At 74.5% G+C, this 13,024-nt stretch carries 11 protein-coding genes; 5 read left to right on the forward strand and 6 right to left on the reverse strand.

Annotated elements, in window-relative coordinates; all coding sequences use genetic code 11:
• Window positions 1–41: 41 nt before the first annotated feature.
• Window positions 42–1,268, forward strand: a complete 1,227-nt coding sequence (locus ACFY7E_RS21935; protein WP_389487257.1) for a histidine kinase — start codon at window positions 42–44, stop codon at window positions 1,266–1,268.
• Window positions 1,265–1,891 carry a response regulator gene (locus ACFY7E_RS21940; RefSeq protein ID WP_389487259.1) on the forward strand — a complete coding sequence of 209 codons (627 nt, stop codon included), beginning with the start codon at window positions 1,265–1,267 and terminating at the stop codon, window positions 1,889–1,891. The genes ACFY7E_RS21935 and ACFY7E_RS21940 overlap by 4 nt, the downstream gene beginning before the upstream one ends.
• Before the next feature lie 33 nt (window positions 1,892–1,924).
• Here ACFY7E_RS21940 and ACFY7E_RS21945 read toward each other — a convergent pair whose 3' ends face one another.
• Window positions 1,925–2,251 carry a DUF5955 family protein gene (locus ACFY7E_RS21945; protein WP_389487261.1) on the reverse strand — a complete coding sequence of 109 codons (327 nt, stop codon included), beginning with the start codon at window positions 2,249–2,251 and terminating at the stop codon, window positions 1,925–1,927.
• A 195-nt stretch (window positions 2,252–2,446) separates the two neighbouring features.
• On the opposite strand from ACFY7E_RS21945, the gene ACFY7E_RS21950 reads away from it, so the two are divergent.
• Window positions 2,447–3,085 carry an NTP transferase domain-containing protein gene (locus ACFY7E_RS21950; RefSeq protein ID WP_389487263.1) on the forward strand — a complete coding sequence of 213 codons (639 nt, stop codon included), beginning with the start codon at window positions 2,447–2,449 and terminating at the stop codon, window positions 3,083–3,085.
• A 298-nt stretch (window positions 3,086–3,383) separates the two neighbouring features.
• Window positions 3,384–5,006: a malate synthase A gene (aceB, locus tag ACFY7E_RS21955; RefSeq protein WP_389487265.1), complete on the forward strand. Its 1,623-nt coding sequence runs from the start codon at window positions 3,384–3,386 to the stop codon at window positions 5,004–5,006.
• 192 nt (window positions 5,007–5,198) lie between these two features.
• Here the strand turns inward: aceB and ACFY7E_RS21960 are convergent, their stop codons facing one another.
• The gene (locus tag ACFY7E_RS21960; RefSeq protein WP_389487267.1) at window positions 5,199–6,995 is read right to left on the reverse strand and encodes a hypothetical protein; all 1,797 of its coding nucleotides are present in this window, start codon (window positions 6,993–6,995) and stop codon (window positions 5,199–5,201) included.
• Between the two features lie 112 nt (window positions 6,996–7,107).
• Entirely contained in the window at window positions 7,108–8,079 is a 972-nt protein-coding gene (locus ACFY7E_RS21965; RefSeq protein ID WP_389487269.1) for a fibronectin type III domain-containing protein, read from the reverse strand.
• Between the two features lie 192 nt (window positions 8,080–8,271).
• Between ACFY7E_RS21965 and ACFY7E_RS21970 the strand changes: the two genes are divergently transcribed.
• Window positions 8,272–8,937 (forward strand): hypothetical protein, encoded by a 666-nt coding sequence (locus ACFY7E_RS21970; RefSeq protein WP_389487271.1) that lies wholly within the window; start codon window positions 8,272–8,274, stop codon window positions 8,935–8,937.
• An 85-nt stretch (window positions 8,938–9,022) separates the two neighbouring features.
• On the opposite strand, the gene ACFY7E_RS21975 is transcribed toward ACFY7E_RS21970, so the two are convergent.
• The 3 genes from ACFY7E_RS21975 to ACFY7E_RS21985 form a co-directional block, all read right to left on the reverse strand.
• Window positions 9,023–9,664 carry an aspartate/glutamate racemase family protein gene (locus ACFY7E_RS21975; protein WP_389487336.1) on the reverse strand — a complete coding sequence of 214 codons (642 nt, stop codon included), beginning with the start codon at window positions 9,662–9,664 and terminating at the stop codon, window positions 9,023–9,025.
• A 131-nt stretch (window positions 9,665–9,795) separates the two neighbouring features.
• Window positions 9,796–11,145, reverse strand: a complete 1,350-nt coding sequence (locus ACFY7E_RS21980; RefSeq protein ID WP_389487338.1) for a nucleobase:cation symporter-2 family protein — start codon at window positions 11,143–11,145, stop codon at window positions 9,796–9,798.
• Between the two features lie 456 nt (window positions 11,146–11,601).
• On the reverse strand, window positions 11,602–12,993 hold the full coding sequence (locus ACFY7E_RS21985) for an 8-oxoguanine deaminase (protein ID WP_389487273.1): 1,392 nt from the start codon (window positions 12,991–12,993) through the stop codon (window positions 11,602–11,604).
• Window positions 12,994–13,024: the final 31 nt, after the last annotated feature.

Below are 13,024 nucleotides of genomic sequence, written 5' to 3' on the forward strand. Positions count from 1 at the left end.
TTGAGTCCGGATCGTCCCCCGCTGTCTACCCTGGAGGGATCATGCCTCCCCATTCCTCCCCCCACCCCGCCCGGCGTACCCTCACCCCCGCCCCGTTCGTGCTGCGCCTCTGTCTGCACCTGCTCATGGCGGGCCTGCTCGTCCTGGCGGCCGTCCGGGCGCACTCGGTCGCCGGGACGATGGCGGCGGCGGTGACGGGGGCGGTCTACGCGGCGGGCTCGCACCTGCCTCCGGTACGGAGCTCCCGGCGGGCGGCCGCCGTCTGGCTGGGGGTCCTGGGGGCGGCCTGGCTGGTGATGCTCTGCCTGACGGCGGAGGCGCTCTGGGTGGCGTTCCCGCTGTACTTCCTCCAGCTGCACCTGCTGCCCGCCCGCTGGTCGCTGCCGGCGGTGGCGCTCACGGCGGGCGCGGCGATCCTGTCGTACGTGGGGCACGGCGCCGCGCTCAATCCGGGGGTCTTCATCGGGCCGCTGCTCGGCGCGGCCGTCGCGGTGGCGACGGTCCTCGGCTACCAGGCCCTCTACCGGGAGAGCGAGCGGCGGCGCCGGCTCATCGAGGAACTGATCGGGGCGCGGGCGGAGCTGGCGGCGGCGGAGCGGCACGCCGGGACGCTGGCCGAGCGGGAGCGGCTCGCGCGGGAGATCCACGACACGCTCGCGCAGGGCCTGTCCTCGATCCAGCTGCTGCTGCGGGCGGCCGAGCGGGCGCTGCCGCCGGACTCGCCCGCCGCCGGGCACATCGAGCGGGCGCGCCGGGCCGCGCAGGACAACCTGACGGAGGCGCGGCGCTTCGTGCGGGCCCTGACGCCGTCGGACCTGGAGCACGGGTCCCTGGCGGCGGCCCTGGAGCGCCTGTGCGAACCGGGGGCGGGGGCGGGTCCGTACGGGCCGGGGGCGGGGCCCCGGGTCCGGTTCTCGGTGAGCGGGACGCCGGTGGAGCTGCCGACCCCGTACGAGGTGGCGCTGCTGCGGATCGCGCAGTCGGCCCTCGCGAACACGGTGCGGCACGCCTCGGCCTCGCGCGCGGAGATCACCCTGTCGTTCATGGACGCGTCGGTGACCCTGGACGTGGTCGACGACGGGAAGGGCTTCGAGCCCGGTTCCGTACGGCTCTCGTCCGAGGGCGGTTTCGGGCTTCCGGCGATGCGGTCGCGGGCGGAGTCGCTCGGCGGCACGTTCACCGTGGAGTCCGCGCCGGGCCAGGGCACCGCCGTCGCCGTCTCACTGCCCCTGCCCGACGGGGGTTCTCCCTCCGGAGGTTCCGCATGACCATCCGTCTCCTGCTCGCCGACGACCATCCGGTGGTGCGGGCGGGCCTGCGCGCGGTCCTGGACACCGAGCCGGACTTCGCGGTCGTCGCGGAGGCCGCCAGCGCCGAGCGCGCGGTGGAGCTGGCCGCCGCCGGGGGCGTGGACGTGGTCCTGATGGACCTCCAGTTCGGCGCGGGGATGCACGGCTCGGAGGCGACGGCGGCGATCACGGCGGCGCCGGGCGGGCCGAAGGTGCTGGTCCTGACGACGTACGACACGGACGCGGACATCCTGGCGGCGGTGGAGGCGGGCGCCTCCGGCTACCTCCTGAAGGACGCGCCGCCGGAGGAGCTGGCGGCGGCGGTGCGGACGGCGGCGGCCGGGCAGTCGGCCCTCGCACCGGCGGTGGCGCACCGGCTGATGGACCGGATGCGGACCCCGGCGGAGGCGCTGACCAAGCGGGAGCTGGAGGTGCTCCAGCTGGTCGGCGAGGGTCTGTCGAACGCGCAGATCAGCAAGGCGCTGTTCCTGAGCCAGGCGACGGTGAAGTCCCATCTGGTGCACGTCTTCGCGAAGCTGGGTGTGGACTCCCGCACGGCGGCGGTGGCGACGGCGACGGCCCGGCGGCTGATCAGGCGGTGACTTCCCGGTTTCCCACGGGTGCTTGACGGGCCCTCAGCCGCCGGCGCTCCGCTCCGGTGGCGCGCCGAAGAGTTCGACGGCGCGGCGGACCCCGGCGAGGGCACCGGCGAGCGCGCTGACGGAGCCGACGCAGCCCGCGACGATCAGCAGGGAGCGGCGCAGCCGCCGTACCTCCGGAGCGCCGCCGAGCGCCATGGCGTCGAGCGCCGCGAGCTCCCCCTCCGCGATCTCGCGGTCGGCGAACTCGGCGCGGTGCGAGGCCAGTTCGCGCCTGAGCCGGGACACGGCCGAGCGCAGTTCGGCCACCCTGGGGTCCACGCCCTCGATGCCCACCGGCCTCTGCTCCACGCTTCGCAACATGGCTCTCCCCCTCGCACGACACTGTGCGCAGAACTCCACACCCCGAGCACGCGGAACGCTCCCGACCGGTCCTCCGGGGACGGTCGGGCGCCGCGAGTCGGGCCAGTTAACTCCTTCGCCACCCCGCCGCGCCACCCCCCGCAAGGCTGATTCGGACGACAGCGTGTTTCCGTCCGAATGCGGTATGCAGTCTCCATGACGACTCCGGACGACCGAACCGCCCCGTTCACCTCCGACCGCTCCCCCGTCGTGGCCGGCCTGCTGCTCGCCGCCGGGGGCGGGCGGCGGCTCGGGGGCCGGCCCAAGGCGCTCCTCACCCACCGGGGCCGTCCCCTGGTGGAGCACGCGGTGGGGGTGCTGCGCGCGGCCGGGTGCGAGGTGGTGCACGTGGTGCTCGGGGCGTCGGCCGACGCCGTGCGGGAGCGGGCGGAGCTGCCCGGATGCGTCCTGGTGGACAACCCGGAGTGGGCGGCGGGGATGGGCTCCTCGCTGCGGGTCGGGCTCGCGTCGCTCGCCGCCGATCCGCGCGGGGTGGACGCGGCGCTCGTGTCCCTGGTCGACCAGCCCGGGATCGGGGCGGAGGCGGTGGCCCGGGTCCGGGCGGCGTACGGCTCGCGGGACTCGCTCGCGGCGGCCTCGTACGACGGGCGGCGGGGGCATCCGGTGCTGTTCGGCGCCGGGCGCTGGGCGGGGATCGCGGAGACGGCGGTGGGCGACCGGGGCGCGCGGGGCTATCTGGCGGCGCACCGGGACGCGATCACGCCGGTGGACTGTTCGGACGTGGCCGAGCCCTACGACATCGACACCGAGGCGGACCTGTACCGCCTGGAGTGAGCGGCCCGGAGCGGGGGAGGCGACGTGTGCGGCCGGAAGCGAGCGCCCCGGCTACCGGACGACCCGGAGTGAGCGGCCTGGCACTGAGCGCCGCGTTCTGTCGATCCGGAGAATCTCGACATCAACAAACCATTGAACTTCCACCATGAGGAAACTAGTATCCACTGTTCAGAAGCGCCTGTCAGTTCAGCAGGCGCTCGCGGCCGTATCTCGGCTTCGGTGGCACTCCGTGCCCTCCCGTGACGCCCGGCGGCCGCCTGGCACCGCCCGCGAAGTCCGCTGAAGGAAGTGACAGTTCATGTCCGCACCAGCGCCGTCCCCCCTGGCCGTCGTCGATGCCGAGCCCCTGCCGCGCCAGGAAGAGGTGCTCACCGAGGCCGCTCTGGCCTTCGTCGCCGAACTGCACCGGCGGTTCACCCCGCGCAGGGACGAGCTCCTCGCCCGCCGGGCGGAGCGCCGCGCCGAGATCGCCCGCACGTCCACCCTGGACTTCCTGCCGGAGACCGCCGCGATCCGCGCCGACGACTCCTGGAAGGTCGCGCCGGCCCCGGCGGCCCTGAACGACCGCCGGGTCGAGATCACCGGCCCCACCGACCGCAAGATGACGATCAACGCGCTCAACTCCGGCGCGCGGGTGTGGCTCGCCGACTTCGAGGACGCCTCGGCGCCGACCTGGGAGAACGTGGTCCTGGGCCAGCTCAACCTGATCGACGCGTACACCCGGAACATCGACTTCACGGACCCGCGCTCCGGCAAGTCGTACGCCCTCAAGCCCGCCGACGAGCTGGCCACGGTCGTCATGCGGCCGCGCGGCTGGCACCTGGAGGAGCGTCACCTCACCTTCGAGGGACGGCCGGTGCCCGGCGCGCTCGTCGACTTCGGCCTGTACTTCTTCCACAACGCCCAGCGCCTGATCGACCTCGGCAAGGGCCCGTACTTCTACCTGCCGAAGACGGAGTCGCACCTGGAGGCCCGCCTCTGGAACGAGATCTTCGTCTTCGCCCAGGAGTACGTCGGCATCCCGCGGGGCACCGTCCGCGCCACGGTCCTCATCGAGACCATCACGGCCGCGTACGAGATGGAGGAGATCCTCTACGAGCTCCGCGAGCACGCCGCGGGCCTGAACGCGGGCCGCTGGGACTACCTCTTCTCCATCGTCAAGAACTTCCGTGACGGCGGCGCCAAGTTCGTCCTGCCGGACCGCAACGCGGTCACGATGACGGCCCCGTTCATGCGCGCGTACACCGAACTCCTCGTGCGCACCTGCCACAAGCGCGGCGCGCACGCGATCGGCGGCATGGCGGCCTTCATCCCGTCCCGCAAGGACGCCGAGGTCAACAAGGTCGCGTTCGAGAAGGTCAAGGCCGACAAGGACCGCGAGGCCGGCGACGGCTTCGACGGCTCCTGGGTCGCCCACCCCGACCTGGTGCCGATCGCGATGGCCTCCTTCGACGCCGTCCTCGGCGAGAAGCCGAACCAGAAGGACCGCCTGCGCGAGGACGTCTCCGTCGCGGCCGGCGACCTGATCGCGATCGACTCGCTCGACGCGAAGCCCACCTACGACGGCCTGCGCAACGCCGTCCAGGTCGGCATCCGCTACATCGAGGCGTGGCTGCGCGGCCTCGGCGCCGTCGCCATCTTCAACCTGATGGAGGACGCGGCCACCGCCGAGATCTCCCGCTCCCAGATCTGGCAGTGGATCAACGCGGGCGTCGTCTTCGAGAACGGCGAGGCGGCCACCCCGGAGCTGGCCCGCAAGGTCGCCGCCGAGGAACTGGCCGCGATCCGCGCCGAGACCGGCGAGGAGGCCTTCGCGGCCGGAAAGTGGCAGCAGGCCCACGACCTGCTCCTCCACGTCTCCCTCGACGCGGACTACGCCGACTTCCTGACCCTTCCCGCGTACGAGCGGCTGGTCGGCTGACTCGATCCGTACGGTCGCCCCGTACCGCTGATCCGGCTGCCCGCACAGTCGTCGGACGGCGTTCCGGACAGGCTCCGCCCCTGGTGTCGCACAGCACCGGGAGCGGGGCCCGTCCCTTTTTCCGGGGTCACGGCTTTCACGTCGTCATGGCTTTCCGTCCTCATGGCTTTCCGTCGTCACGGCTTTCCGTCGTCACGGCAGGGCGATGCCGAGCGGGCCGAGGACGTGTTCCGTCTCGTGCCGGTCCGCCCCGGCCATCGCGCGGACCAGGGCGGCGGAGCCGCCGGGCCAGGCGGCGGCCGTTTCGTCGAAGGCGGCGCGGCGGGACTCCAGGGGGCCCTTCTTGGCGGGCAGCCCGTCGAGGACGTGCAGGGCCCGGGCCGAGGCCGGCACCTGGACCGGGTCGGCCTCCTCGCCCCGGTCCTCCAGGGCCCGGAGGGCGTACGCGCCGAGCACCGGGTCGCGGAGGGCGGCGCGCAGCGCCCCGGGCGGGGCGGTGGTGGTGTCCAGGACGGTGAAGAGCCGCCGGGTGACGGCCGCTTCGGAGGTGCCGGCGTGGACGGTGCCGAGGGCGTCGAACAGCTCGGTCCAGGCGTGGGCGGTGTCCACGCGCGCGTGGAGCCAGTCGGCGAGCACGCGCGCGGCGACGGGCGCGGACCAGCCCCCGGCGGCGGCGACCAGGGCGGGCGCGGACCAGGCGGCGGCGTCGGCGGCGTCGGGCGCGGCGACCCCGCGCACGCCGAGCAGGTAGCGCACGGCGCCGGCGCCGCGCGGGGTGAGGCCGAAGGCGTCGCCGCTCCGGAAGACCAGGCCGGTGGCGGCGAGCCGGTCGAGGACGGCGGCCAGGTCCCGGGCGGGTCCTTCGAGCCGGGCGCGGTCGGCCTCGTTCAGGCCCGGCGTGCCCAGGAGCCGGACGAGCTCCGGCACGGGCGGGACGGCGTACGCGCCGGGCGCGCCGTCCAGCACCGCGACGGGCAGGTCCTCCAGGGCCGGGTCGACGGTCCAGTCCTCGTACTCGGCGGCCTTGCGGGCGACGGACTCGGCGGAGCAGCCGCGCTGGTAGACCACGTAGAGCAGGTGCGGCGCCTCGCCCCCGTACGGTTCGTACTCCTCCTCCGCGAGCTCCTCGACGGCGGTGAGGAGGGTGTTCGCGTCGTCCTCGACGGGGCCGGGCCCGATCGCGGGCGGCGGGGGCACGGGGACGGCGGGGTCGCCGTGGTGGTCGAGGTGCTCGTCGAGGAGGGCGTCGGCCAGGACGAGGTGGGGGAAGGCGTCGGGGCCGGGGGCGTAGTGCGCGTACGGCCCGGCGAGCTGCGCGGCGAGGCCGGCGGCGGTCCACCGGTCCTGGAGGGCGGCGGCCACCCGCCCGATGCCGGTCGCGACGGCGTGGTCCGTGAGCAGCGGCCCGACGGGCGGCGGCGCCTCGGCGTCCCGTACGTACGCGCGCGTGAGGGCCTCGGTGAGCAGGACGTCGGCGAGGGCGGTCCGCCCCATGAGGTCGGCCCGGCGCGCGCCCTCGGGGAGGGGCGCGCCGTCGAGGGCGGCGAGCCTGCGCCGTACGTCCTCGGGGTCGGAGAGGTCGGCGCCGCAGGTCCGCAGGAGGGAGGCGTACCAGCGGTGCCAGGTGAGGTTGCCGGGGTCCTTCATGGCCCGTTCGAAGTCGGGCGCGGCCTCCGCGACCACTCCGGCGATCCGCTCGGCGCAGTCCCCGTCGAAACGCGCGGCGAGCGCCCCGAGCACGGCCGGGTGGAGCGCGAGCTCGCCGGGCGGCGCGTACACGAACGTCGGCAGGTCCTCCACGAGGAGCTGCCGGGTCAGCTCGGGCGTCGGCTCGGGCAGCCCCGTCCCCCGGTCGGCCCCCCGCAGCGCGAGGAGCCCGAGCACCGCCTCGGCGGCACGCGCGAACGCGGGGTCGTGGTGCTCGGGCGCTCCGTCGACGAGTTCGAGGAACCTGTCGAGTCCGGTGTTGGTGAGAACGGTCTCGGCCACGCTTCCCAGGGTAGTTCCGGGTGGCCGGTTCCGGGCTGCAAGGGGCAGGGGCCAGGTGTGTCGCCGCAGTTCGGAGCGGGGGTCTCGGGGGCGGGGGTCTCGGGGGCGGGGGTCAGCGCACGGTCACCGTCCTCGGTGCCGAGAAGTCGCCCCAGGTGCCGTCGGGGAGCCGGGCGCGGAGGGTGAGCGTGTAGCGGGTGCCCGGGGGGTCGGTGACCGGGAAGGTGTAGGTGGCGCGGCCGGAGGGCGGCTCGGCGCCCCAGACGATGGTGGTGGCGAAACGGCCGTTGAGGTGGAGTTCGTGGTGGGTGACCGGGGCGCCCGTCTTCGGCGGGGTCCAGGCGAGGGTGATCTCGCCGCCCTTCGCGGCGGTGGCGGTGAGGTCGGTGGGGGCGGTGTTCGGGGGCGCGCCCGGGGCCGGGGCGGTGGTGAGGTCGACCGCGTTGCTGTCCGGGGAGGAGTTCTCGGCGGCGTCGCGGGCGCGGACGGTGAACGCGTAGGCGGTGCCGGGACGCAGGCCGGTGAGGCGGGCGTCGGTGGCGGTGCCCGGGACCGTGTGGACGCGGGTGTCGGCCTGGTAGACGTCGTACGCGGTGACCCGGGTGTCGTCCCGGGCCGGGGACCAGCGGAGGGCGGCGGCGCGGCTGCCGTCGGGGGTGACGCGGAGGCCGGACGGGGCGGTGGGGGGCGTGCGGTCCTCGACGGCGGCCGGGAGCGTGGTGGCGGCGACGGTGGCGCTGGGGGGCGAGGCGTTGCCGGCGGCGTCGCGGGCGCGGACGGTGAAGCGGTGGGGGGTGGCCGGGGCCAGGCCGACGACGTCGGTCATGAGGGTGGTGGCGGGGAGGTCCTTGACCTTGCGGCCGTCGAGGTGGACCTCGTAGCCGGTGACGGCGCGGTCGTCGGTGGCGGCGCTCCACATGACGTGGACGGTGGTCGAGCTGCCCGAGGTGGCGGTGACGCCGGTGGGCGCGGTGGGGGCCCTGGTGTCCTTCGCCTCGGCTCCGGCGGCGGAGCAGGCGGTGAGGACGAGCGCGAGGAGCGCGGTCAGGGCGGGCAAGCGGCGTGGGGGGAACGGGCGTTGCATGGTACGGCCTCCGTCCGTCGGAAAGGTCCAGACCTATATCGCACAGTCGGGGCGGGCTCGACAAGGGGGTGCCGGAAGGAACGTCGGAGGGGGCCTCGAACGGGACCCGGGAGGGGACCTTGGGCGGGGCGTTGTCAGTGGGGTGCGCTTCACTGGAATCGTCACTCTCCGTAGTCGAGTTCTGGGGGAAACATGACGGACCGTACGACCTACGTGTCGCTCGCCGGGGTGCGCCGGCGGAACTGGACCGACGCGATGGTCCGGGACCTGCTCGGCACGCCCGACGTGCAGGGACGCGACCCGCGCCGCTGGTCCCTCGCGCCGGTGCGGCTCTATCTGCTCGCCCGGGTGGAGGCCGTGGAGCGGACGCCCGAGTTCGCCGAGGCCTCGGAGCTCTCACGGGCCCGCTCCTCGGCCGCCGGGGCGTACGCCGAGCGGCGGCGGGCCGCCGTCCTGACCGCGATCCGCGCGGAACCGATCGAGGTGCCCCGGCTGCCCGGCCCCGAACTGGAGCGCCGCGCCGCCCGCCACCGGCACCTGCTGGGAGCCCGCAGCCCGGGAACGCCCGGACCGGACGGCGGGGGCGGGGGCGGGGCGCGAACGGCCGGAGCGCCCGGACCGGACGGCAAGGGCACGGCGCGGACGGCGGGGGCGCCCGCCGGGTCGCTCGTCCGGTGGCAGGTGAGCTATCTGCGGCACGCACTCTCGCGGTACGAAGCACTGCTCGACGGCCTGTACGGCGAGACCGGACGCGGCGAGGCCGAACGGCTGCTGCGCAGGCGCCTGTACGAGGCGATCGGCGCGGCGTACCCGTCCCTGGCCCGGGAGTGCCGGCGCCGGATCGCGGTGGAGGAGTGAGCGGGGGTGCCGGGTCCGGGGCCATCGGGTCCGGAGTCGCCGGTACCGTCCCTTCCCGGACCGTCCGGTCCCGCGTCTCCGCCCGTCACTCCGTCAGCAGGCGGGCGAGTGAGCGGCAGGCCGCCGGGACGGGGGCGACGATCCGGACGGCGCAGCGGGTCCGGAGTTCCTCGGCCGCCTCGCCGAGCGGGCCGCCGCCGATGACGACGGCGCGGGCCCCGTCCCGTTCGGCGCAGGCGCGGACCGCCCGTTCCAGGCGGTCGAGGAGGACCACCGGGTCGGCGGAGAGGTGTTCGGGGGTGCCCGCGGTGAGTCGCAGGCCCGTGTACCGCTCGGAGAGGCCGAGTTCCGCGACCCGTGCGGTGATGGCGTCGGCCAGGAGCGGGGTGGTGGTGGCGACGCCGAAGGGGGTGCCGTCGGCGGCGGCCTCCAGGAGCGCCGCCTCGCCGAGGCCGGCCACGGGGAGTCCGGTCGCCGCGCGCAGGGCGTCCAGGCCCGGGTCCCCGAAGGCGGCGACGAGGAGGGCGGCGCAGTCGCCCCCGGCGGTGGCGGCGGCTCCCGCGGCGAGAACCTCGGGGGCGGCGGCGCGCAGTGCGGCCGGGTCGGTGAGCATGCGCGGGCCCCGGGCCACGGTCACGCCCCGGACGGGGCGGGCGGGTCCCAGGGTCCGCCGGGCGATGGCGGTCATCATCGCGGTGGTGGCGGCGGAGGTGTTGGGGTTGATCAGGACGACGGTCCCGGTGCCGGTGCCGGCTCCTGTGGGATCGCCGGCCGTTCCCGGGCCCGTCGCACGCGCGGCGGCCCCGGGCCCCGCGGCGTGGGCGGGGGCCGGGGCGGCCGGTGGGGCGGGACGGTGGTTCAGTGGACGTGCGCCGCCTTCGCGGTGCGGCTGCCGGAGATCTCCTCGCCGGGTTCCATCGGCGCGGTGACCTCGTCGTCGTCCCGGCGCCGGCCCAGGTGGTTGAAGACCACGTTGAGCAGGACGGCGGCGACGCAGCCGGTGGAGATGCCGGAGTCCAGGATGATCTTCGCGGTCTCCGGGAAGGCGTGGTAGAACTCCGGCGCCGTGATCGGGATGATGCCGACGGCCAGCGAGACGGCCACGATCAGGACGTTGTTGTCCTTCTCCAGGCCGGCCTTGACGAGGGTCTGGATGCCGCTGGCGGCGACCGAGCCGAAGAGGACGACGCCCGCGCCGCCGAGGACCGGGCGGGGCACGACCGAGATGAGCGAGGCGGCGACCGGCGAGAGGCCCATGAGGACCAGGAAGCCGCCGCCGCAGGCGACGACGAAGCGGCTGCGGATCCGGGTCATGGCGACCAGGCCGATGTTCTGGGCGAAGGCGCTGCACATGAAGCCGTTGAACAGGGGGCTGATCGCGGAGCCGAGGGTGTCGGCGCGCAGTCCGGCGGCGATGGTCTTCTCGTCGGCGGGCCGCTCGACGATCTCGCCGAGCGCCAGCATGTCGGCGGTCGACTCGGTCATGGAGACCAGCATGACCACGCACATGGAGATGATCGCGGCGAGGGCGAACTGCGGGGCGCCGAAGTGGAAGGGGGACGGGAAGCCGACGATGTCCGCCTCGGTCACCGGGGAGAAGTCGGTGACGCCGAAGGGGATGGCGATGAGGGTGCCGATGACGAGGCCGACCAGGACGGCGACCTGCTTGAGGAAGCCGCGGGTGAAGCGGCGCAGGAGCAGGACGACGACGAGGGTGATGCCGGCGAGGGAGAGGAAGGTCGTCGAACCGTAGTCCTTCGCCTGGGGGTTGGGTCCCTGGGCCCAGCCGAACGCGACCGGGAGGAGGGACACGCCTATGAGGGTGATGACGGTGCCGGTGACGACCGGCGGGAAGAACCTCACGAGCCGGGAGAACCAGGGCGCGGCGAGGAAGCCGAGGAGTCCGGCGACGATGATCGCGCCGAAGATCACGGGGAGCGCGTCGGCCTTGTTCTCGGTGGTGTCGACGATGGCGAGCATCGGGGCGACGCCGGCGAAGGTGACGCCGTTGACGAACGGCAGGCGGGCGCCGATCTTCCAGACGCCCAGCGTCTGGAGGAAGGTGGCGAGGCCTGCGGTGAAGAGGCTGGCGCCGGTGAGGAAGGTGAGTTCGGTGCCGGAGAGGCCGACGGCCGCTCCGACGATCAGGGGCGGGGCGACGACGCCCGCGTACATGGCCGCCACGTGCTGGAGGCCACTGGTGAGCATCTTCACGGGGGGCAGCGTCTCGTCGACCGGATGCTTCTCGCGGTCTTCGGGGGCGGAGCCTGCGTCTTGTGCATTGCGAACCTGGGGCTTGGCTGCCACGGCGGTTCCTCCGGTCGGTTACACGTCGGCGGTGACGCGGGTGTCTGGGAGGTGGTGCGATGCGGTGCGGGTGCGGGAGGTGCGGCTCGTCGCGGGGTGGGGCTCCGGCGGGCGGGGCCCCGGGGTGGAGTCACGGGAGGCGGAGTCCGGCGGGCGGGGGCTCCGGGGGGTGGTGCTGCCGCGGGGGGTGCGGCACGTGGGCGGGGCGCCCGGTGGGGGTGCGGGCGGTTCACCGTTCCGGGAGGTGCCGTAGGTCTTCTGCGTACGGCACCTCCCGGTCCGGCTGCCGCGGATCCCGCTCGGATCCGCGGCGACCGGCCGAGGGCCGTCCCCCTCGGCCGGACTCCGTGGGGAGGGTCAGGCCCGGGCCGCGATGCGGGCCAGGCGCTGCGCCTCCGTGCGCGCGTCGCGCGCGATGGTGTCCTCGTCGACGGTGAGCAGCCGGTCGTTCTCGACGATCTGCCGGCCGTTGACGAAGGAGGCCGTGACCGGGGCCGCCGCGCCGAAGACGATGGCGGTGACCGGGTCGGCGATCGTGGAGTGGCCGAGGCCGTCGATCTTCCAGAGGACGAAGTCGGCGAGCTTGCCCGCCTCCAGGGAGCCGATGTTGTCGGCGCGGCCGAGGACCTGCGCACCGCCGTAGGTGCCGAGGCGCAGGGCCTGGCGGGCGTTGAGCGCGGCCTCGCGGTGGGCGCCGAGGCGGTTGATGAGGAGCGCGTTGCGCAGCTCGGTGTGGAGCTCGCCGGACTCGTTGGAGGCGGTGCCGTCGACGCCGAGGCCGACGGGGACGCCCGCCGCGAGCATGTCCGGTACGCGGGCGATGCCGGCGGCGAGGCGCGCGTTGGAGGACGGGCAGTGCGCCACGCCCGTCTTCGTGCGGGCGAAGGCGGCGATGTCGGAGTCGTTCATGTGGACGCAGTGCGCCATCCACACGTCCTCGCCGAGGAAGCCGGTGGACTCGAAGTAGTCCGTCGGGCCCATGCCGAAGAGCTCCTGGCAGAACTTCTCCTCCTCCACGGTCTCCGAGCCGTGGGTGTGCATGCGCACGCCCAGGCGGCGGCCGAGCGCCGCGCCCTCGCGGAGCAGCTCGGTGGAGATGGAGAAGGGGGAACAGGGGGCGACGGCGACCTGGGTCATCGCGTCGAAGGAGGCGTCGTGGTAGCGCTTCACCGTCTCCTCGGTCGCGGCGAGCGCGCCCTCGGTGGTCTCGACGGCGAAGTCCGGCGGCAGGCCGCCGTCCTTCTCGCTGCGGTCCATGGAGCCGCGGGCGAGGGTGAAGCGGACGCCCATCTCGGAGGCGGCGCCGATGATGGCGCCGGAGAGGTCGCCGGAGTTCACCGGGTAGACGTAGTGGTGGTCCATGGCGGTGGTGACGCCGCCGCGGGCCATCATCGCCAGCGACCCCTGGGCCGCGGCGCGCACCATCTGCTCGTCGATCCGCGCCCAGGTCGGGTAGAGCGCGACCAGCCAGTTGAAGAGGTTGTGGTCGGTGGCCAGGCCCCGGGTGATCCACTGGTAGAAGTGGTGGTGGGTGTTGACCAGGCCGGGCGTGACCAGGTGACCGGTGGCGTCGATGCGCCGGACCACGTTCTCCAGACCCTCGGGGGCCTTGCCGGCGCCGATGGACTCGATCTTGTTGTCGGCGACGACGAGGTAACCGGAGGCGTACTCGGTGTCGTTCGCGTCGACGGTCGCGATCGCCGCGTTCTCGACGACGATCCGCTGGGGGGCTGCCGAAGGTGCTGCCATGGCGGTGCTTCCTTCATTCCTCGGGGGTGGT

The sequence above is a fragment of the Streptomyces sp. NPDC012825 genome, from assembly GCF_042900925.1.
Lineage (GTDB): Bacteria > Actinomycetota > Actinomycetes > Streptomycetales > Streptomycetaceae > Streptomyces.

Excerpts from the sequence above, each read along its gene's own strand:
- ACFY7E_RS21985 (WP_389487273.1), bottom strand. The coding sequence starts at position 12,993 with ATGGCAGCACCTTCGGCAGCCCCCCAGCGGATCGTCGTCGAGAACGCG.
- ACFY7E_RS21950 (WP_389487263.1), top strand. The coding sequence starts at position 2,447 with ATGACGACTCCGGACGACCGAACCGCCCCGTTCACCTCCGACCGCTCC.
- ACFY7E_RS21970 (WP_389487271.1), top strand. The coding sequence starts at position 8,272 with ATGACGGACCGTACGACCTACGTGTCGCTCGCCGGGGTGCGCCGGCGG.
- ACFY7E_RS21940 (WP_389487259.1), top strand. The coding sequence starts at position 1,265 with ATGACCATCCGTCTCCTGCTCGCCGACGACCATCCGGTGGTGCGGGCG.
- ACFY7E_RS21935 (WP_389487257.1), top strand. The coding sequence starts at position 42 with ATGCCTCCCCATTCCTCCCCCCACCCCGCCCGGCGTACCCTCACCCCC.
- ACFY7E_RS21965 (WP_389487269.1), bottom strand. The coding sequence starts at position 8,079 with ATGCAACGCCCGTTCCCCCCACGCCGCTTGCCCGCCCTGACCGCGCTC.
- aceB (WP_389487265.1), top strand. The coding sequence starts at position 3,384 with ATGTCCGCACCAGCGCCGTCCCCCCTGGCCGTCGTCGATGCCGAGCCC.
- ACFY7E_RS21980 (WP_389487338.1), bottom strand. The coding sequence starts at position 11,145 with ATGCTCACCAGTGGCCTCCAGCACGTGGCGGCCATGTACGCGGGCGTC.
- ACFY7E_RS21945 (WP_389487261.1), bottom strand. The coding sequence starts at position 2,251 with ATGTTGCGAAGCGTGGAGCAGAGGCCGGTGGGCATCGAGGGCGTGGAC.